At 64.7% G+C, this 18,368-nt stretch carries 15 protein-coding genes; 7 read left to right on the top strand and 8 right to left on the bottom strand.

Features of this window, described 5'->3' with window-relative positions:
- Positions 1 to 250 precede the first annotated feature (250 nt).
- Positions 251 to 1,321 (bottom strand): substrate-binding domain-containing protein, encoded by a 1,071-nt coding sequence (locus PIN31009_RS19020; protein WP_058378895.1) that lies wholly within the window; start codon positions 1,319 to 1,321, stop codon positions 251 to 253.
- Positions 1,322 to 1,744: 423 nt separating this feature from the next.
- Here PIN31009_RS19020 and PIN31009_RS19015 point away from each other — a divergent pair, with 423 nt between their 5' ends.
- From PIN31009_RS19015 to PIN31009_RS19005, 3 genes are all read left to right on the top strand, one after another.
- Positions 1,745 to 4,057 (top strand): FdhF/YdeP family oxidoreductase, encoded by a 2,313-nt coding sequence (locus PIN31009_RS19015; RefSeq protein ID WP_150791277.1) that lies wholly within the window; start codon positions 1,745 to 1,747, stop codon positions 4,055 to 4,057.
- Positions 4,050 to 4,349, top strand: a complete 300-nt coding sequence (locus PIN31009_RS19010; protein ID WP_150791276.1) for a helix-turn-helix domain-containing protein — start codon at positions 4,050 to 4,052, stop codon at positions 4,347 to 4,349. Before PIN31009_RS19015 ends, PIN31009_RS19010 begins: the two co-directional genes overlap by 8 nt.
- A gap of 243 nt (positions 4,350 to 4,592) precedes the next feature.
- Positions 4,593 to 5,612: a fatty acid desaturase family protein gene (locus PIN31009_RS19005; RefSeq protein ID WP_150791275.1), complete on the top strand. Its 1,020-nt coding sequence runs from the start codon at positions 4,593 to 4,595 to the stop codon at positions 5,610 to 5,612.
- A gap of 86 nt (positions 5,613 to 5,698) precedes the next feature.
- On the opposite strand, the gene PIN31009_RS19000 is transcribed toward PIN31009_RS19005, so the two are convergent.
- Positions 5,699 to 6,043, bottom strand: a complete 345-nt coding sequence (locus PIN31009_RS19000) for a hypothetical protein (protein WP_150791274.1) — start codon at positions 6,041 to 6,043, stop codon at positions 5,699 to 5,701.
- A gap of 21 nt (positions 6,044 to 6,064) precedes the next feature.
- On the opposite strand from PIN31009_RS19000, the gene PIN31009_RS18995 reads away from it, so the two are divergent.
- The 4 genes from PIN31009_RS18995 (at position 6,065) to PIN31009_RS18980 (ending at position 10,526) form a co-directional block, all read left to right on the top strand.
- Positions 6,065 to 6,343 (top strand): hypothetical protein, encoded by a 279-nt coding sequence (locus PIN31009_RS18995; RefSeq protein WP_150791273.1) that lies wholly within the window; start codon positions 6,065 to 6,067, stop codon positions 6,341 to 6,343.
- Positions 6,333 to 6,587 carry a hypothetical protein gene (locus PIN31009_RS18990; protein WP_150685595.1) on the top strand — a complete coding sequence of 85 codons (255 nt, stop codon included), beginning with the start codon at positions 6,333 to 6,335 and terminating at the stop codon, positions 6,585 to 6,587. Before PIN31009_RS18995 ends, PIN31009_RS18990 begins: the two co-directional genes overlap by 11 nt.
- 10 nt (positions 6,588 to 6,597) lie before the next feature.
- Positions 6,598 to 8,178, top strand: a complete 1,581-nt coding sequence (locus PIN31009_RS18985) for a PepSY-associated TM helix domain-containing protein (protein WP_150791272.1) — start codon at positions 6,598 to 6,600, stop codon at positions 8,176 to 8,178.
- Positions 8,179 to 8,291: 113 nt separating this feature from the next.
- Positions 8,292 to 10,526, top strand: a complete 2,235-nt coding sequence (locus tag PIN31009_RS18980) for a TonB-dependent siderophore receptor (protein WP_150791271.1) — start codon at positions 8,292 to 8,294, stop codon at positions 10,524 to 10,526.
- Positions 10,527 to 10,649: 123 nt separating this feature from the next.
- On the opposite strand, the gene PIN31009_RS18975 is transcribed toward PIN31009_RS18980, so the two are convergent.
- From PIN31009_RS18975 to PIN31009_RS18950, 6 genes are all read right to left on the bottom strand, one after another.
- On the bottom strand, positions 10,650 to 11,420 hold the full coding sequence (locus tag PIN31009_RS18975; protein ID WP_087689045.1) for a ferredoxin--NADP reductase: 771 nt from the start codon (positions 11,418 to 11,420) through the stop codon (positions 10,650 to 10,652).
- Positions 11,421 to 11,585: 165 nt separating this feature from the next.
- Positions 11,586 to 12,608: a UDP-glucose 4-epimerase GalE gene (galE, locus tag PIN31009_RS18970; RefSeq protein WP_150791270.1), complete on the bottom strand. Its 1,023-nt coding sequence runs from the start codon at positions 12,606 to 12,608 to the stop codon at positions 11,586 to 11,588.
- Positions 12,609 to 12,708: 100 nt separating this feature from the next.
- Positions 12,709 to 14,085: an exopolysaccharide Pel transporter PelG gene (gene pelG, locus PIN31009_RS18965; RefSeq protein WP_150791269.1), complete on the bottom strand. Its 1,377-nt coding sequence runs from the start codon at positions 14,083 to 14,085 to the stop codon at positions 12,709 to 12,711.
- Positions 14,085 to 15,776 carry a GT4 family glycosyltransferase PelF gene (gene pelF, locus PIN31009_RS18960; protein ID WP_150791323.1) on the bottom strand — a complete coding sequence of 564 codons (1,692 nt, stop codon included), beginning with the start codon at positions 15,774 to 15,776 and terminating at the stop codon, positions 14,085 to 14,087. Before pelF ends, pelG begins: the two co-directional genes overlap by 1 nt.
- Positions 15,776 to 16,891 (bottom strand): hypothetical protein, encoded by a 1,116-nt coding sequence (locus PIN31009_RS18955; RefSeq protein ID WP_150791268.1) that lies wholly within the window; start codon positions 16,889 to 16,891, stop codon positions 15,776 to 15,778. Before PIN31009_RS18955 ends, pelF begins: the two co-directional genes overlap by 1 nt.
- Positions 16,884 to 18,302: a PelD GGDEF domain-containing protein gene (locus PIN31009_RS18950; protein ID WP_150791267.1), complete on the bottom strand. Its 1,419-nt coding sequence runs from the start codon at positions 18,300 to 18,302 to the stop codon at positions 16,884 to 16,886. The genes PIN31009_RS18955 and PIN31009_RS18950 overlap by 8 nt, the downstream gene beginning before the upstream one ends.
- Positions 18,303 to 18,368: the final 66 nt, after the last annotated feature.

The following is an 18,368-nucleotide window of genomic DNA, read 5'->3' as shown; positions in this document are numbered from 1 at the left end:
GGCGTCTCCTGTGGGGGATCGGGCGTCGCCTTATATGTTCGTCAATTCATATGAATCGACGCGGCTTTTCAGACGTCCCGGCTTCGACAGTAGTCCATATTTCCCGCGACAGCAAAATTCGGGAAAACCTCACCGGCACAAATTTGCATTCCGCCAACGACCAAACCGTGGTCAGAATACGCCGCAACATATAGGCATGCCGTTGCATATGCCCGTCGACACGCAGGCGAGCCCTCGCCGCGACACAAGTTCAGCCCAGCGACGGAAACGCCTCCGATAGCGCCGCCACCCGCCCCGTGTGCGCTTCGGCGTAGCCGGGAATGTCGTGCACCACCTGCTTATATGGCGCGCTTTGCAGAATATCGAGCAGCGCCCGGACATAGCGGTGATCGGCCGCCTCGTCGGGGAAGATGAGGCAATAGCGCTCGGTGAGGATCGGCAGAAAATCCAGCCCGAACTGGGTCGCCGCCGCTTCGATGGCGAGTCCGGCATCGGCCCGTCCGCTGGCGATGTAGGCGGCGACGGCGGCGTGCGTCAGTTCAATGTTCTCGGTGCCGTGGATCGTTTCCGGATCGAGCCGCGCCTGCTGCAACAGAAGGTCGAAGATCATCCGTGTGCCCGAGCCGCGCTCACGATTGGCGAAACGTGCCCCCACACGCGGCAGATCGGCAATGGACTGAATATGCAGCGGATTACCTCGCGCGACGAGCAACCCCAGTCGACGTGATGCGACGTCTGCCACGCGATAGGCCTTCCCTTTGAGCAACGGCGCGTACTGCGCCAGCACCGGCTCGGCCAGTGCGCCCTCCGGCACATGGAAGCTCGCCATCTCGCACTCTTGCTTGGCCAGCGCGGAGACCGCCTCGATGCTGCCGCGATAACTCACCTCCAGCGGCAATTCGGCTTTCGCCGCGAAGTCGACCAACGCTGCCACCGCCAGCCCGTGACTGGCAAAGATGCGCAACTGGTCGTTGTCTTCTCCGAGCAGATCGTCGAGTTCGGTCTGCAACTCCGAGGCCATCGTCTCAAGCAACGGCCCGAGCCGGGCCTGCAACCGCTTCTGCCCCCAGAGCAATCGGCGAGCGAGCGGCGTCAGCACGGCGCCGCGTCCGCGCGCCATCGTGAGCAAGGGCGCACCGAGCGCTGTCTCGGCCTCTTTCACATGCCCCCACGCCCCGCGATAGGAGAGGTTCAGCGCATGACTCGCCGCCTGCAAATTGCCTAGCGTGTCGACGTGCGCCAGCAGCGAAATCAGCTTGTCGAGCGGCACGTCGCTGCCGTCATGACGAAAGCGCAGTTGAGGGGCAATCGAGATCCGCATAGGGCTATCCATATGAGAGGACGTTCATAAACACTTCGCTTCGAAATCCCGTCGGACTTTCGCAACACGTTGAGGCACAAGACTTCTGCGCGCTCACCCAATCCGCCGGCAGCGATTTCCACGACGCAATTATGCATATTTTTACCTATCTCTCATACGACAAATCGCGTTTCCCGCGACTATCGCCGACCGGGCACCGCAGAGGCGTTTTCGTCAAGCGATCACCACAGCCTCATATGCTATTAATTGCATAATATGAATCATGAAAATTGCTGATAACATGCAGACATTCGGCGATTTATCAGGAACTACGACCCGCTACTCCCGATCTCACGCTGAGAATTCGATAGTTAATTATGCATTTATTTGCCTATTTAACCTCATCGAATCCCCCCTCGAATTACGCGCACAGCGCACTGCAACATGACCACTCCGAAGATCGCCAACTACACGCGCCCCGCCGGCGGCTGGGGCGCCCTCAAGAACGTTGCCATCCAGCTCGTCTCGCAAGGCATCCCGCTCAAGGGCGCGCGCACGCTGCTGAGCGCCAACCAGCCCAGCGGCTTCGACTGCCCGGGCTGCGCGTGGCCGGACCGCGAGCATGCGTCGACGTTCGAGTTCTGCGAGAACGGCGCCAAGGCCGTTGCCGCCGAGGCCACCAAACGCCGCGTGACGCCGGCCTTCTTCGCGGAACACACGGTCACCGATCTGCTGTCGCTCGACGACTACACGCTCGAAGGCTATGGGCGCCTCACGCACCCGATGCGCTTCGATGCCGCCACCGACCGGTATGTGCCGATCGAGTGGGACGCCGCGTTCGCGCTCATCGGCGAACACCTGCGCGCCCTGCCCGATGCCGATCAGGCCGCGTTCTACACCTCGGGGCGCACGAGCAACGAGGCCGCCTTCCTGTATCAGCTCTTCGTGCGTCAGTACGGCACGAACAATTTCCCCGATTGCTCGAACATGTGCCACGAACCCACGAGCGTGGGTCTGCCACCGGTCGTCGGCATCGGCAAGGGCACCGTCACGCTGGAAGACTTTGAGCATGCCGACACGCTGTTGCTGTTCGGGCAGAACCCGGGCACCAACCACCCGCGCATGCTCGGCGAACTGCGTGAAGCGGCCCGCCGCGGCGCCACCATCGTCTCGATCAACTTGCTGCACGAGCGCGGGCTGGAGCGTTTTGCCGATCCGCAAAGCGCCGCCGAGATGCTCAGCATGGGCGGCACGGCCATCAGCGGCCACTACGTCACCCCCGCGAGCGGTGGCGATTTCGCGTTCGTCAAAGGCGTGATCAAACATGTGCTGGAACGCGATGCCGAGGCCCGCGCCAACGGCGACGCGCCACTGCTCGACGACGCTTTCATCGCCGAACACACCCACGGCTTCGACGACTTTGCCGCCGACGTGCGCGCCGAGCGCTGGGACGATCTGGAACGCGCCGCCGGTGTCTCGCAGGCGCAGATGTGGCAGATTGCCGACGTCTATCTGCGCGGCGAACGTGTGATCGCCACGTGGGGCATGGGCATCACGCAACACAAGCAGGCGGTGGCGACCATTCAGATGATCACCAACCTGATGCTCCTGCGCGGCAACATCGGCCGCCCCGGCGCCGGTCTGTGCCCCGTGCGCGGCCACAGCAACGTGCAGGGCGACCGCACCGTCGGCATCAACGAGAAGCCCAGCGAGGCGTTTCTCGACCGGCTGGGTCAGGTGTTCGACTTCTCCCCGCCGCGCCGCGAAGGGCTGGGCGTGGTCGACACGATTTCCGCCATGCTCGAAGGCCGCATCAAGGTCTTCATCGGCATGGGCGGCAACTTCGCCATGGCCACGCCCGACACGCCCCGCACGTGGGAAGGCCTGCGTCAGTGCGACCTGACCGTGCACGTCGCGACGAAGCTCAACCGCAGCCATCTCGTGCATGGGCGCGACGCACTCATCCTGCCCTGCCTCGGCCGCACCGAAATCGATATGCAGGCCGGTGCTGTGCAGGGCGTGACCGTCGAAGACTCGATGAGCATGGTGCACCTCTCGTACGGCATCAACGCTCCGGCGTCGGAACATCTGCGCTCGGAGCCGGCCATCGTGGCGGGCATCGCGCAGGCGACGATGGGCCGCGCCCTCGCCGGCCACGACGACTGGCACTGGTACATCGAAGACTACGACCGCATTCGCGATGCGATCGCGGCGACGTTCGACGACTTCGAAGGCTTCAACCGCCGCGTGCGCCATCCGGGCGGCTTCCGTCTGGACGTGCCGCCGGCCGAGCGCCGCTGGCTGACGGCGACGGGCCGCGCCAATTTCACGACGCACCCGCTGCCGCACGAATTGCCCATCGACACGGCCCGTCGTCAGGCCGGCGAGCGCGGCGCGGAAGTGCTGCAACTCGCAACCATTCGCTCGCACGATCAGTACAACACGACGATCTACGGCTTGAACGACCGCTATCGCGGCGTGTTCGGGCAACGCCGTGTGGTGTTTGCGAATCAGGAAGATCTCGACGCGCTGGGCTTGCGCGCAGGCGAGCGCATCGATCTGGTCGGCGTGTGGAACGACGGTATCGCACGCCGCGCCGACGACTTCCTGCTCGTGGCCTACGACATTCCACGCGGCAGCATCGCCGCCTATTACCCGGAAACCAACGGCCTCGTGCCGCTGGACGCCACCGCCGACGGCGCAGGCACCCCGACGTCTAAGTCGATCCCGGTGTTGATGGAGCGCCGCCATGCCTGATGGCGCCGCCGGCGGCCCGCCACTCTCACCTCCGGCCACTGACGAAATCTCGCAGGCCGAGCAGGATCTGGCGCGGCTGCTCTTCACGCTGGCACAAGGCCGCCAAGAAGGACGCGATGCACTCTCGCTGGCACGGCTGGCAAAACGCAGCGCATTGCCGATGAGCGATCTACTGCGTTATCTCGGCGTGCTGGGCGAGGCGGGCTGGGTCGAAGTGGAAGACGGCGAGCGCGGGCTGCGGCTCGCGCGGCTCACGGACACCGGGCTCGCGCAGTACGACAGCCTCGTGTAAGGCGCCGATAGGACGCTGCTTTGACCGCCCGGCGCTGCGCTGTTACGGCGCTCCTAGGGCGTTGTTAAGGCGCTGATAAGTTACTCCGGTAAGGCACTGATATGACATTGCCACGCGACTGACATATTCCCGACCTGACGGCCGACATACACTCTTGTCGCCACGGTGCCGGGCTGGTTGCGTACGGATTGGGTAAGATCGCGCTCTGACGCTCGAAATGGCACCCCATGTCACGGAGACCTTATGGAGCATGTCGTCGCACACCCGGCGCAGACCGACACCGACTCATCGCTTTCTTCTCTTGCATCGCCAGCCCTGTGGCGCCACGCGCGCCCCTCGCGCTGGAATCCGTGGCTGATCGCCCTGACCGGGCTCGCGGGGCTCTGGCAGTGGTTCGGGCTCGGCTTGGCACTGCGTCACTGGGGCGCCACGGCAGCGTTCACGCTCCTGCCCGTGCTGCTGCTCACGCCCATGCACTGGGGGCTGATTCACGAATCGATTCATGGCCAGTTGCGGCTCAAGCCGCGCGATAACGAACGCACCGGCCGCCTGTTGTCGGTGCTGCTGGGCCTGCCGTTCGAGATCATGCGCTTCGGTCACTTGCTGCATCACCGCTTCACGCGGCAGCCGTTCGATCGCCCGGACATTTCCACCCTTGCCGATAGCGCACCACTACTGGCACGACTGCGGGCGTGGTTCGGCTATCAGTCACGGCTGCTCGGCGGCATGTGGCTCGCCGAAATTTTCGCACCGGTCATTGCATGGATACCGCCGCGCCGTCTGCCGGCGCTGGCCGCCCGCGCGCTCGGCACCGATGGGCAGGACGAAGATGTGCGCCGCCGAGTGGTGATGTTCGGCAGCGACCCGGTGCGCCGCCGCCGGATTCAGCGCGATTTCGTCATGACGCTGGTGGCACTGGCACTGGCGATCTGGGCGTACGGCCCGTGGTGGCCGGTGTTCGTCGCGGCATTCGCCGCCCGGGGCATCTGGCTGTCGATTGCGGACAACCTGCCGCACTACGGCGTCGCGATGGACGAGCCCGCCCGCGCGCGCAATTTCCACGCGCCTGCGCTGGGCCGTGCGCTGCTGCTCAATGCGAATCTGCATCGCGTGCATCATCTCTATCCGACGGCGCCGTGGCATCTGTTGCCGGAGATTAATGCCGCGCAGCCGACACCCGGCCCGCAACTTCCCTACCTGAGCGCCGCACTGCGCCAGTTTGGCGGCCCGTTGCCGGCCAGCGAAGCCCTCGGCGAACGCTGACCGCCGGGCAAGCGATCCCGCACAAATCCGCAGGCTTGGCAACGGCGCGCTACACGCCGTTGCCGCCAAACCACGACCGGGCTTCGTTATTCCCTCGCCATGTTTTGGAATGTTTCAGGATTTGTTCGAAACATGATATAAATGCGAATCGTTTTCGTTAACGTTTGCATCTGGTTTGCATCTGGTTTGCATCTGGTTTGCATCTGGTTTGCATCTGGTTTGCATCTGATTTGCATCTGGTTTGCATCTGATTTGCATCTGATTTGCATCTGATTTGCATCTGATTTGCATCTGGTTTGCATCTGGTTTGCATCTGATGTGCGTTTGGTATGCATTCCGTTAGCCTTTGATTTGCGCCGGCTTTCATAAGCCCGCATCGCAGCAACGTCGCCCGAGGGCGGCGTTTTTGCTTGTGCCGCCTCGTTTTTCATCGATCTCGTCGATTCCTCAGCATGTTGATTGCATTGGCTATCGCGCTGGCCTGGTTTGCAGGTGGCGCCTGCTACCTGACGTCGGAGCATCAGCGCCTGCGCACGCAGCGCCTGACCCCACAACCCGCTCGCGCGCTCTCGCTCGTGGCCGCGATTGCCAGCCTCGTGTGCTGGCTGATCGCCGCCGGGGCCTCGGCCGGCATTGCTGCCGCCTTCATGTCGCTGTGCTTCGGCCTGCTGTTCTGGCCGTATGCGGCCGGCGGCTGGCACTGGCTGCGCGGAGATGCCCATGTGGAGTAGAACCTTGGCGGGTCTCGTGCTCGGCTTCTTCGCTGCGATGGCGCTGTGTGGGGCCATGGCGTACATGACGCCGGCCGGCTGGCACACCGCCATCATCCCCGTTATCACCCTCTTCCCGCTTGTGTGGCTCGGCTTGTTTGCCGTCGTCTACGCGAGCCGAACCGCCACGCGTGCATGGATCGGCCTCGGCGCCACCACTGTCGTCGCCTGGGTCGCGCTGTGGCTGGCGCGCGCTGTCTGGTAAGGATCGTCCGATGCGTGCCCAAACGCTGCGTCAATATCTGAGCGTCCATACGTGGGCCGGCATCGTCGCCGGTTTCGCGCTGTTCATCGCCATGCTCGGCGGTGCCCTGACCGTCTTTCAACACGAAATCGAGCGCTGGGAGCAACCTTCCACGCGCCATGCGCCGCTCACGCTCGCGCAGACCGAGAAGCTCGCCGAACTGGTGCGCGCGCAGTATCCGGCCGCGCGTGAGCAGATGGGCGTGGTGTTGCCCAACCATTCGCCGACGCCGTTCGCCTATTGGCAGGGTGCCGACGGCGAATGGATGCAGGCGCGGTTGCGCGAATCCACCGGTGGTGCCGAGCCGTCGCTGATCGTCGGCAATGCCCGTCCCGGGTTGTCGGCAACGATCAACGCGCTGCACTACTCGCTGTCGATTCCGACCTATGGCCTGTATCTGATGGGCATCGTGTCGTTGTTCTACGGCATGGCGCTGATCTCGGGCGTGATCGTGCATTTGCCACGCGTGACGCGCGACATTTTCGCGCTGCGCCCGGGGCGCAATCTCAAGCGTTTCTGGCAAGACGCGCATAACGCCATCGGCGTGCTCAGCCTGCCGTTTCACATCGTCTTTGCGCTCACCGGCGCGCTGCTGTGCCTGAGTGTGCCGCTGATGATGGCGTTCAACGTCATCACGTTCGAAAACAAACTGATGGCGCAGATTCCGCAGGTGACGGGAGCGGTGCCGGCAAAGGTTGCCCCGGTGGACGGCAAGCCACTCGATCTCGCGACGATCCTCGCCCGCGCAGAACACGCCGCGCCAGATGTGGAAGCGACTGCCGTGTCGTGGACCGGTTACGGCAAACCCGATGCCGTGGCGGAAGTCTATGGCGAAGCCGGTGATTCGCTCGGGGTGTTCGCGGCTGTCGCCGTACGCCTGAACGACGGCGCCATCATCGGTCAGCACAGCCCGGGCGTGCGCGATGCGAATCACGCGGTACTGAGCATGATTTACGGCGCGCACTTCGGCAATTTCGCCGGCATCGGCATGCGCTGGGTTTACTTCGTGCTGGGCCTGATGGGCGCGCTGCTCGTGTACAGCGGCAATCTGCTGTGGCTGGAATCGCGCCGCAAGCGCAACTCGGCCATTCAGCCCGCCAACCTGCGCTGGATGGCCAAGGCGACCGCCGGTGTGTTCCTCGGCACCTGCCTCGGCCTGGCCGTTGCTTTCTCGGGGGCGTTGCTCTCACAAGGCACCACGGCGTTGTCGATCTTTGTCGGCACGGTCATCGTGTCGCTGATTTTTGCCGCACTGACGGCACCCGCCGTTGCCGCCACCGGGCTGCTCGCCGCCACCGCGCTCGCGTGTCTCGCGATTCCGGTTATCGACGCGCTCGTCACACCGGACAACGTGCTGCGCTCGATCGCGCGCGGCGATTGGGTGCTGGCCGGCGTCGATCTCGTGGCCATCGTTTGCGCCATCGCGTTTTGCCTGTTTGCGCGCGCGACATGGCGTCGTGCGCGCCGTGGCGACCCGAACAGTGTGTGGGCACGGCCCGCGCCGACGGGGGGCACGCCGGAAGTCGGCGGCGCCACGCGCACGACGGTTTAGGAGCACGCCCCGGCGACACCCTCGCTGGCATCGCCGGGGAATACAAGATTTGGCGCGCTGACGCCATCGACCCAGCACACAAGACACCAACTCACTCAGGGAGATTTACCCGAATGCCGCAACTCCGCTCCGTCACGGCGCGCGCCCCCGCTCGCCCCGAAACTTCGCGCCTCGCCTCGCCGATTGCGCGTGCCACGTTCGCGCTCATCGCGACCTATGCCGCGCTGGCCGCGGTGGGCACGACGCAGGCGTATGCACAAGCCACGCCGACCGGCACCGACGCAGCCACCACGTCATCGAGCACACCGGCACAGCCCACGGCGCAACTGACGACGACGACCGTCACGGGCGACCGGAGCAACGACTACGATCCGCTGGCCGTGAAGAACGTGACGTCGGGCGCGCTCGGCACCCGCAAGGCAGTCGATACGCCCTTCTCGACCACGACCGTCACCAACGAGCAAGCGCAGGACCTGATGGCGACATCGATCAACGACGTGTTCAAGTACGACCCGTCGGTCGCACAGGTCATCAGCAGCGCGACCGGTGAAAACGCCGTCTTCAGCGTGCGCGGTCTGGCGATCGACATGCTCAACGGCATCAAGGTCGACGGGCAGAGTTTCCCGGTGTGGGACGCCGACCTCGCGATGGAGCCGTTCGAGAAAGTCGAGCTGCTCAAAGGCGCCGGCGGCTTCATGTATGGCTTTGCTACCCCGGGCGGCATGCTGAACTATGTGATGAAGCGCCCGACGGACGACCCGTATCGCTCGGCGACCATCGGTTACACGTCGGCCAACATCTGGGCGGCAAAGCTGGACGTCGGCGGCCGCTTTGGTCCGGATAACCAGTTCGGCTACCGCGTGAATCTGGTCAACGAGGAAGGCAATTCGTCGGAAGCGCGTCAGCACATTCGCCGCAAGGGCGCGTCGCTGGCGCTGGACTGGCGCATCACGCCGGACCTCACGTGGTCGGCCGACGTGATGTATCAGGACCGCAAATCGACGGGCACGATTTTCGGTCTGGGGTTCTATGGCGTGACGCAGATTCCGTCGGCCAAGAGCGTCAAGGATCTGTCGCAGCCGCAGAACTGGTATGAGACCGAGTTTCTGTCGGTGGGCACGGGTCTCGACTACCGCATCTCGGACGATTGGCGCGCCAGCGTGAAATTCCGCTTCGCCAAGGAAAACCGCTACAACTTCGACAGCTTCATTGCCGTCAACGACAACGCCGGCAACTACACCAACACGCTGTACGCAGCCCTGACGCGCTACTACTACCAGAACTACGACGCGATGCTGCAAGGCAAGGCCGATACGTGGGGCGTGAAGCACGATCTGGTTGTGGGCGCGAGCTACATGAACCAGTGGAAGGACTACGACGCGGGCGAAGGCTGGCAAAACGGCTACAACCTCGGCAACGGCAATCTGTTCTCGCCGACCCTCTTGAGCAACTCGGCGGCCGGTATTTCGGCCGATCTGTATCGCGCCGGCCGCATCACGCAGGCCGCGATCTACGCCAGCGACACGGTTCACGTGACCTCGCGCCTGTCGGTGCTGCTTGGCGCGCGCTACACGCAGTATCACGACTGGAGCTACAACATCAACGGCACGCAGTCGGCGAACTACTCGGCCAACCCGGTCTCGCCGACCATCGCCTTGATGTACAAGACGGACGCGAACTCGACCGCTTACGTGAGCTACGTCGAATCGCTGGAAGAAGGCGCGTCGGCCGACAATCGTTTCGCCAACTCGGGCACGACCTACGGCCCGCTCAAGAGCAAGCAGTGGGAAGTCGGTTTCAAGACGGACAACCGCAACTGGGGTGCCAACATCGCGCTGTTCCAGATGCGCCGCGGCTATTCGTACGCCGACTCGAACAACAATCTCGTGCAGAACGGCATCATGCGCTTCCAAGGGCTCGATGCCAGCGGCTGGGTCAAGCCGCTCGACGAGTGGCGTGTGATGGGCGGCGTGCTGCTGATGAACTCGAAGGCGGTCGATATCGACGACCCGAGCGTCGCGGGCAAGCGCGTCTACGGCGCCGCCAAGGTGATCGGCACGGGGCGCATCGAGTACAACCCGTCGTACCTTCGCGAGTTGACGGTGGCGTTCGGCGGCAAGTACGTCGGTGGCATGGCGGTTGACGCAGCCAACACGCAGTTCATCCCGGGCTACACCACGTTCGACCTGAGCGCGAAGTACCAAACGCGTATCAGCGGCAAGGATGTGGTGTTCCGCGCCGGTATCAACAACCTGTTCGATCGCAAGTACTGGACCGAAGCGTGGGGCGGCTTCCTGTTCCTCGGCGCCACCCGCACGTTCGTGGCTAACGCGACGATTCAGTTCTAAGCGGCGCGGCCTCGGAAACGACAAAACCCCACGACCCGAAAGTCGTGGGGTTTTGTTTTGTGCTGTCGTGCTGGGTTGCTGCTAAGTCGCTGACGTCTTAGCCGACGAACCTAGCCAACTAACTTAGCCAACAAACGCGCGCTCGACGAGGTAATGCCCCGGTGCGTGGTTGTGGCCTTCGACGAAGCCACGCTTTTCCAGCAGCTCGCGGGTGTCCTTGAGCATGGCCGGGCTGCCGCACAGCATGACGCGATCGTTTTCCGGCGTGAATTCCGGCAGACCGATGTCCTGGAACATCTTGCCCGATTCGACCAGTTCCGTAATACGGCCCTGATTTTCGAACTCTTCGCGCGTGACCGTCGGGTAGTAGATCAGCTTGTCGCGCACGTACTCGCCGAGATACTCGTGTTCCGGCAGATGCTCGGTGATCAGGTCGCGGTAAGCCAGTTCGCTCGTGAAGCGGCAGCCGTGCACGAGAATGATGTGCTCGTAGCGGTCATACACTTCCGGGTCGCGGATGATGCTCATGAACGGCGCGAGGCCCGTGCCCGTCGAGAGCAGGTACAGGTTCTTGCCCGGGAGCAGATTGTCGTTGATCAGGGTGCCCGTCGGCTTGCGGCCCACGATCACCTTGTCGCCCGGCTTCAAGTGTTGCAGACGCGAGGTCAGCGGACCGTCCTGCACCTTGATGCTCAGGAATTCGAGCTCTTCCTCGTAATTGGCGCTCGCCATGCTGTAGGCGCGCAGCAGCGGCTTGCCCTCGACTTCCAGACCAATCATCGTGAACTGGCCATTGACATAACGGAACGAAGCGTCGCGTGTGGTCTTGAAGCTGAACAGCGTGTCGGTCCAGTGGTGGACTTCCAGCACGGTCTGTTGATTCTGTGTACTCATATTGGCGGTCGATAATGCGGTAATGGCCCCGTAGCCCGGACGGCGGCGTGCAATGCACGCACTATCGGTCGAGGGCGGGAAAACCCGACTATTTTACCTTAATTGGGAATGGCTTTCATTTGTCCCCTGCCCCTAAGCGGGGTTTTGGGACGATTTTTGGGACGATTATTGATATCCATCAGGATTCTGGCGCTGCCAGCGCCAGTGATCGGCGCACATTCTCGCCAGATCGTATTGCGCACGCCAGCCGAGCAGCGCCTGCGCTTTGGCCGGATTGGCATAGCAAGTGGCGATGTCGCCGGCCCGCCGGGCCACGATGTCGTAAGGCACCTCGCGACCACTTGCGGCTTCGAAGGCACGTACCACGTCGAGCACGCTTTGCCCTTCCCCCGTACCCAGATTGACGGTGAACCCCGTCTCGCGCCCGCGCAGTCCCGCCAGCGCCGACAGATGCCCCCGCGCCAGATCGACCACATGCAGATAGTCGCGCACGCCCGTACCGTCGGGGGTCGGCCAGTCGCCGCCAAACACCTTCAGGCGCGGCAGTTTGCCCACGGCCACCTGCGCCACGAACGGCATGAGATTGCTCGGCACGCCCGCCGGATCTTCGCCCAGCAGACCGCTCTCATGCGCGCCAACAGGGTTGAAGTAACGCAGCACCGCCACCCGCCAGCGCGGATCGGCCGAGACCGTGTCGGCCAGCATCTGCTCGGCCATCAGCTTGGTCTGACCGTAAGGGTTCGTCGCCGACAGCGGGAACGTCTCGTCGATCGGCACCGAACCCGGGTTGCCGTACACCGTGGCCGACGAGCTGAATACCAGATCGCGAACGTTGTGGCGTCCCATGACGTCGAGCAACGTGACGAGACTGCCGAGATTGTTGCTGTAGTAGCGCAGCGGCTGGCTGACCGACTCGCCGACCGACTTGAGCGCGGCGAAGTGAATCACGCCGTCGATGCGGTAACGGGAGAACACGTCCTCCATGACCGCTGCGGAACAGACGTCGCCCTGCACGAACACCGGCGTGCGGCCGGCAATCCGTTCGATGCGGGAAACCGCTTCGCGTTGACTGTTACAGAGATTGTCGACGATGACGACGTCGTAGCCGCTCGCCAGCAACTCGACACACGTGTGCGAACCGATATAGCCGGCGCCGCCGGTAACGAGAATGGTGCCCTGATTGCTCATGAAAATGCCTTGGCGTCGCCTGCCCGGCGCGCCCGGGGTCGCGCACGGCGCGCGAGGTGACGCATATTACTCCACCGGTGTCGGCTTCGCCAATCGACCCTTACATCGGCTGGCGCATATACGTTTCGTACTCGAGCGCGTCCAGACGCCGGCCCAGCCAGACCACGCCCAGCACCAGCACGCAGAACAGCGCCAACGCAAAACCATAGCCATACCACGCGGGCCCGAGCCGCAGACTGATCCACGTGAACAGACCATTGAGCAGCACCAGCGACGCCGTGAGCACGAGCACTTCGCGGCGCCGGTCGAGGTAGAACAACACGTTGAGCACGCCCAGCAGCAACACCTGCATGCCGGCGGCCACCACATCCACCCGCAACAACGGCTGCCATGCGACCGGCATGCCGACGAGACGCAGCATGTCGTCGCCGAACGCAAACACCAACAAGGTCACAACCGCCTGCACCTTCAGGATTTCGTAGAGCCCGGTGCGCACGGCGCGGGTCATCATGTCGCGCGCCGTCGCAATCTGGCGCAGCGTGCCGCCGTGACGCACGGCGTCGAAGAAGCTTGTATAGGCTTCGGCAAAATCCGTCTCGATGCGCAGCAGAAACACCGCCATGCCGGGAATCACACAGAGATACGAGAGAAAGACCGGCAGATCGTAGACCGGCGACGCGCGCAGCGGCCCGATGATCGCCATGCCGGTGGCCGGCGACGCCCAGAACATCAGCTTGTCGATCCACACGCCGAGCCCGAAGCACACGCCGACGCCCACCAGCGACACGTAAATGCCCTTGGGGGCGAACACGTCCCACGACAGCCACGTATCGGTGCGGTACTGACGCACGACGATCGCCGCCAATCCGAGCAGCAAGCAGGCATGACCGATCACAAAACCGCCGAGCAAGCCCGTCAGGCCATAGCGCCCGAGCAACACGGCACTCACCACACTCAGGCTGTAACCCACGCAGAACACACCGAGAATCGCGCGGTACTGCTTCACGCTGGTGAGGAACAACACCACGATCCAGAGGTTGCCGAGCAGCACGAAGCCGATCCACATCAGCCACCGGTACGCGAGCGGCAAGTCGGCGAAGAGCGTCTGCGAGAGCACCAGACCGACGCTGCCGAGCACGACCGTCGTGACCAGCGCCACGGCATTGAGCGCCGGCATCACCGCCCGTGATTCGCCGTCAAACAGCCGGTCGCTCAGATGCCGCGTGAATGCTAACTGCACCAGCCCGGTCGCGATCACGCTGGCGGCGATCAGATACGTCACCGACACCTGAAATTGCGTCAGCACGGCCGCCGGCTGCACGTTCGCCAGACTCATCAGGCCGACGAGCACGATGCCCACCATCGACAGCACCAGCGGCCCGGCGCTGATGATGCCCGCGTAGCCATACGCCACGAGCGTGCCGGACAACGTGTCGCTGCGCAGCAACCGGCGCAACTCGAAACCGATGCCCGCCATCAGTCGGCACTCCCCGCAAGCAGTTGTCGATAAAGCGCGCGATAGGCGTCGCGCATGGCGTCGTGGGTGTAATGCCGCTCGACACGCGCCATCCCCGCGCGACTCGCCGCGTGCCATGCGTCAGGCTCCAGCACCTCGACGATGGCGGCCGCGAGGGCCTCCGGATCGGCAATCGGCACCACGCGCCCGGCACGGCCGAGCGCCGGGTCGCCGTCAATGCCGCTGTCGCCCTCGATCAGATGGCGGCACGCGCCCACGTCGGTCGCCACCACCGGTACGCCGGCGGCAGCCGCTTCGAGCACGACGAGCGGCAGCGCCTCCGACACCGACGACAACGCCAGCACGCCGATATGCGGCAGCACCGACTCGACCGGCCGGTAGCCCATGAAGCGCACCTGATATTCCATACCGAGACTTGCCGCCACATCGCGGCACTCCTGCGCGTAGGCCGGGTCTTCCGTCTCCGGTCCGATGATCCAGCCCTGCACGTCCGGGCGATGGCGATACGCGATGAAGATGGCCCGCAAAAACGTCTTGATGTCCTTGACCGGCACCACGCGCCCGATCAGCGCCACCACCGGCGGAATCTCCGTACGACCGGCCTCGGCAGGATCGTTTGCGGCCGCCGGGTCACCCCGGCGCGGCACGCGCAGCGCGGCAAAGTGGGCGACGTCCACGCCGTTGGCAATGTTGCGCGTCTTGTGTGCGGGCGCACCGTCGGCCAGTTGGCGCTGCCGGTTGCCTTCGAACAGGGCCACGATCTCATCGGCGGCGTCGTAGCACACGCGTCCGATGGTCTCGAAGAAGCGCATCCACAGGTTCTGGAAATAGCCGACCTGCGAGATGTCGCGCTCCATCACGCCCCGGTTGTCGCGCAACCACTCGCTTTGCAGCAGATCGAGCTTGCGTTCCTTGGTGTAGCTGCCGTGTTCGGTCACCAGCAGCGGCTTGCCCGTCGAGAACCGCAGCAATGCGCCGAGCAACCCGGCGTAGCCAGTGGACACCGTGTGATACAGCCGCGCAGGCGGCATCGCGTCGGCGATGCGCGCGAGCTGCCACAGCGGCTTATGCATCGTGCGCACGGTCCAGAAGTAATCGGTGAACGACGGGTCGAGGCAGTGGCGCTCGTAACGCTCGGTCATGAAGCGCCACGCGGCCCGGCTGTGCAGAAACTGGGGCTGCGCCAGCTCACGGCCGTCCCGGAGCATCGGCAGAATACCGGCGAGCATCTGGCGGAAGGCATCGTTGCCCGACTCCGTCCCGTTCGCCGGACCACCCACGCCCGCTCCGTGGTGACGCATCAGGTCGTGCATCTCGCCGAGCTGCGCAAACGCCGAGGCGTCGCCATCCGTATGCAGTGCGCCCTGATGGCTGGCGCTCGCACCCTCCCCCTGCGGGGACGGCTCGTAAAGATAATGCGCTTCGAAATGCGTGACGTTCGACGGCAGCGCATAGACCGGCGTGCCGTAGTCCTCGCGGCGGCTACCGATGAACACCACGGCAAACGTCCGCTCGGGAAAGGCCCGGATCAGCTGATCGACCCACGACGACACGCCGCCGCGCACATAAGGGAACGTGCCTTCCAGCAGCAATGCGACGTCCGCGACCGGGGCGCCTTGCGGTGCGGCACGGCTGTCCGGCTCGGCCGATGCGCCGTCCGGCGTGCGCAGACCGTCGTCAGGCGGCGTCATCATCGGGTCCAGAACCGCACGGCAGGTTGCACCGTGGGGGCGACGGCCGCCAGCGCGGCATGCCCGCCCAGCCCGCCGAGCAATTGCGTCACGCGGTCGTAGCGCCGTTTCTGAAATGCCGCTTCGGCCAGCCACGGCAACAACCGCTCACTGGGGAAACTGTGAAACTGTGCGTGCCGCAGATACATCTCCGCCGCGTCGGGCGCATGGCGCAACAACGAGCAGCGGCCGAGCAGATACCACATCGAGGCGTCGTCTTCGTGCTGCTCCAGCGTGGCGTGCGCAAAGAATTCCACGCGCTCCAGCGTGAAGCGCAGCACTTCGCCGCGCACCAAATTCTGATAGATCAGTTCCCAATACAACTGCGCCAGACGACGGCTGGTATCCGCCCGCTCATCCTCGTCCTGCGCGGCCTCGTGACGGTCTCGCAGGCGAAAAATCTGCTGCATGATGCGCTTTTCCAGCCCGTCGAGAATGCCGTACGCGAGCAGGCGCACTTCCTCGACCGGGTCGGCCAACAGATCGCGGGCGATCTCGCTGGTTACCCGCGACGGCAGCGCCTGCACCGACACGAGGGCGGCGACGCGATCGTCGCGCTCCCCATGCACATTGCGCAGCCGCGCGCGCAGGCGCATGCCCGTGCCGTGCTGAACACGCGCCACGAGGTGCGTGACGAACCCCGGCGCGGCCACCTGCACCGCTTGTGGCGCCTCACGCGGCGGCGGGAACAGGTAGCCGATGACCATCACGCCAAACAAGACGAAAAGGCCGACCACCGGCAGAAAGAAACAAATCAGTGCCGCGTGCCACGTGGCGCCACGCCGATGGCGATAGCTGGGCGGCAAAGCACGTGCAACGAACGCACCGGCGAGACAAGCCGACACGGCTTGCCACGCCAGCACGAGCCACAACGGGTGGGCCGTCGCGACCGCGCCGCCGACGATGCCGGCGAAGCCCTCCGGCAACAGCACCACGCGCGCCGCCTGCCATTGCGCCGCCATCGCGAGGCACGCGACGGCAAACAGCAGACTCCACCGCAGCACGTTCGCCGCGCCACGCCGTTCGGCGTTCTGCCAACGCGGGGTGCCGTCGCCGGGTGGCATTGCGTCAGCCATGACCGACACACCGCTCGACAAGTTTGAGCAACCCTTCGCCCGGCGCGTGCGGATCGACATGTGCGGTATGCACGGCGATATGGGCACTCTGGAAATCGACACCGTATTGCTGGCGCAGGAGGTTTTCCACCCGCAACAGATAGCCGTCGATGCCATGCTCGTCGGTGATCGGCATCAATGCAATGGCGATCTGCTGGCGCGGCGTGCCCAATGTCCATAACGCGTCGAGCGCGCGCCGCTGCCGCACGGTTTGTTCGAACAATGAGTCGCCGCGCGCCCCGCGCGGGAACACCAGCGCCACCAGCGACGACTCGATGCTGCTGGCGCGTTTGAGCCGCGCGAGGCGCCCCAACTCCAGCGCGAAGTCATACGGCGCCTCGGGCACCGAGGCACGCACTTCGGTCACCAGCGGCTGCTGTGCCACGCCGTCGGCGTAGTACGCCAGCAGGACCAGCAGCAGTTGGAGATTGTCGTGATTGAGCGCGAGAAACGGCATGCGGCGCACGATCAGCACGCTCACCAGTTGCCCGTCGGCATCGACCAGCGGCGCGCACGCGAGATACGGGCTGGCGTCGCTGGCCGCGTCATCGGTGCGCACGTGGGTCAACGTGCCTTCGCGAAGGCAATGCTGTACCAGCGGATCGTCGGCGATGGGCTCGAAGCTCTCACCCACACGTGCCAGCGCCGTCGCACCGAGACGGTCGCCGCGTACCGGGAACAGCGAAGCCACTTCGATCTGGCACGTGAGCGCTGCGAACTCCAGCATCGGCTGAGCGTTCGGGAGCGGCGCCCCGTTGGCGTGGGCGTCGCCCGCACGCCGCACGGTCAGGTCGCGCAAACGCGTGATGGCATCGCGCAGGGTCACAGGTCGGGCGAGCAGATCGCGCTCCAGCCGTTCGTGCGAGACGCGTAGCAGATAGTGGTTGTGGGTGATGGCGACGAGCCGGTCGTTCAGGTAGCCGTTGATGCTGTGCGCGCGCCGGGTACGGTAAGACCAGACGTCGCAGAAGTGGCCGGCTACGAGTACGGCGGTCATGCCCCCGGCGAAATAACCGATCGGGAAGACCTCGCCCGCGCGGCCGCACAGGAGATACCACGCCAGCGCGAGCATGGCGCCGCTGCCGGCGCCCGCCAGTGCGCCGTAGCGCAGTGCTGTCACCAGCGCGACGAGCCACAGCCACGGGAACTGCGCAGTGCGTAACAGCGGGTCTTCCGGGCGGAACTCCCACGCGACGAGTACCGCCAGCGCCATGACACCCACGATTTCCAGCACTGCGAACGGACGCGCCACGGCCGGCGCGAGCCAGCGGCCCCACACGCCGAGATTGCCGAGCGGTTGCGAGCGGCGAACGCGCGCCGATGCATGGGCATCGCGTGCCGGCTCGGCGTCGTTGGGCGTGGCGGTTGTCACGTGGCGCTTGTGGAAAAAAGAATCAGCCGGGTCGGGCGGCCTGCGGGCTCACGCGCCAACGCTTCG

This window comes from Pandoraea iniqua (assembly GCF_902459685.1).
Taxonomy (GTDB): domain Bacteria; phylum Pseudomonadota; class Gammaproteobacteria; order Burkholderiales; family Burkholderiaceae; genus Pandoraea; species Pandoraea iniqua.
The sequence above is the reverse complement of the archived record's forward strand: the minus strand, read 5'-3'. Positions and strand labels throughout refer to the sequence as shown.

Excerpts from the sequence above, each read along its gene's own strand:
- PIN31009_RS19000 (WP_150791274.1), bottom strand. The coding sequence starts at position 6,043 with ATGAAAAACGAGGCGGCACAAGCAAAAACGCCGCCCTCGGGCGACGTT.
- PIN31009_RS18990 (WP_150685595.1), top strand. The coding sequence starts at position 6,333 with ATGTGGAGTAGAACCTTGGCGGGTCTCGTGCTCGGCTTCTTCGCTGCG.
- galE (WP_150791270.1), bottom strand. The coding sequence starts at position 12,608 with ATGAGCAATCAGGGCACCATTCTCGTTACCGGCGGCGCCGGCTATATC.
- PIN31009_RS19005 (WP_150791275.1), top strand. The coding sequence starts at position 4,593 with ATGGAGCATGTCGTCGCACACCCGGCGCAGACCGACACCGACTCATCG.
- pelG (WP_150791269.1), bottom strand. The coding sequence starts at position 14,085 with ATGGCGGGCATCGGTTTCGAGTTGCGCCGGTTGCTGCGCAGCGACACG.
- PIN31009_RS18995 (WP_150791273.1), top strand. The coding sequence starts at position 6,065 with ATGTTGATTGCATTGGCTATCGCGCTGGCCTGGTTTGCAGGTGGCGCC.
- PIN31009_RS18975 (WP_087689045.1), bottom strand. The coding sequence starts at position 11,420 with ATGAGTACACAGAATCAACAGACCGTGCTGGAAGTCCACCACTGGACC.
- PIN31009_RS18985 (WP_150791272.1), top strand. The coding sequence starts at position 6,598 with ATGCGTGCCCAAACGCTGCGTCAATATCTGAGCGTCCATACGTGGGCC.
- PIN31009_RS19020 (WP_058378895.1), bottom strand. The coding sequence starts at position 1,321 with ATGCGGATCTCGATTGCCCCTCAACTGCGCTTTCGTCATGACGGCAGC.
- PIN31009_RS18980 (WP_150791271.1), top strand. The coding sequence starts at position 8,292 with ATGCCGCAACTCCGCTCCGTCACGGCGCGCGCCCCCGCTCGCCCCGAA.
- PIN31009_RS19010 (WP_150791276.1), top strand. The coding sequence starts at position 4,050 with ATGCCTGATGGCGCCGCCGGCGGCCCGCCACTCTCACCTCCGGCCACT.
- PIN31009_RS18955 (WP_150791268.1), bottom strand. The coding sequence starts at position 16,891 with ATGGCTGACGCAATGCCACCCGGCGACGGCACCCCGCGTTGGCAGAAC.
- pelF (WP_150791323.1), bottom strand. The coding sequence starts at position 15,776 with ATGACGCCGCCTGACGACGGTCTGCGCACGCCGGACGGCGCATCGGCC.
- PIN31009_RS19015 (WP_150791277.1), top strand. The coding sequence starts at position 1,745 with ATGACCACTCCGAAGATCGCCAACTACACGCGCCCCGCCGGCGGCTGG.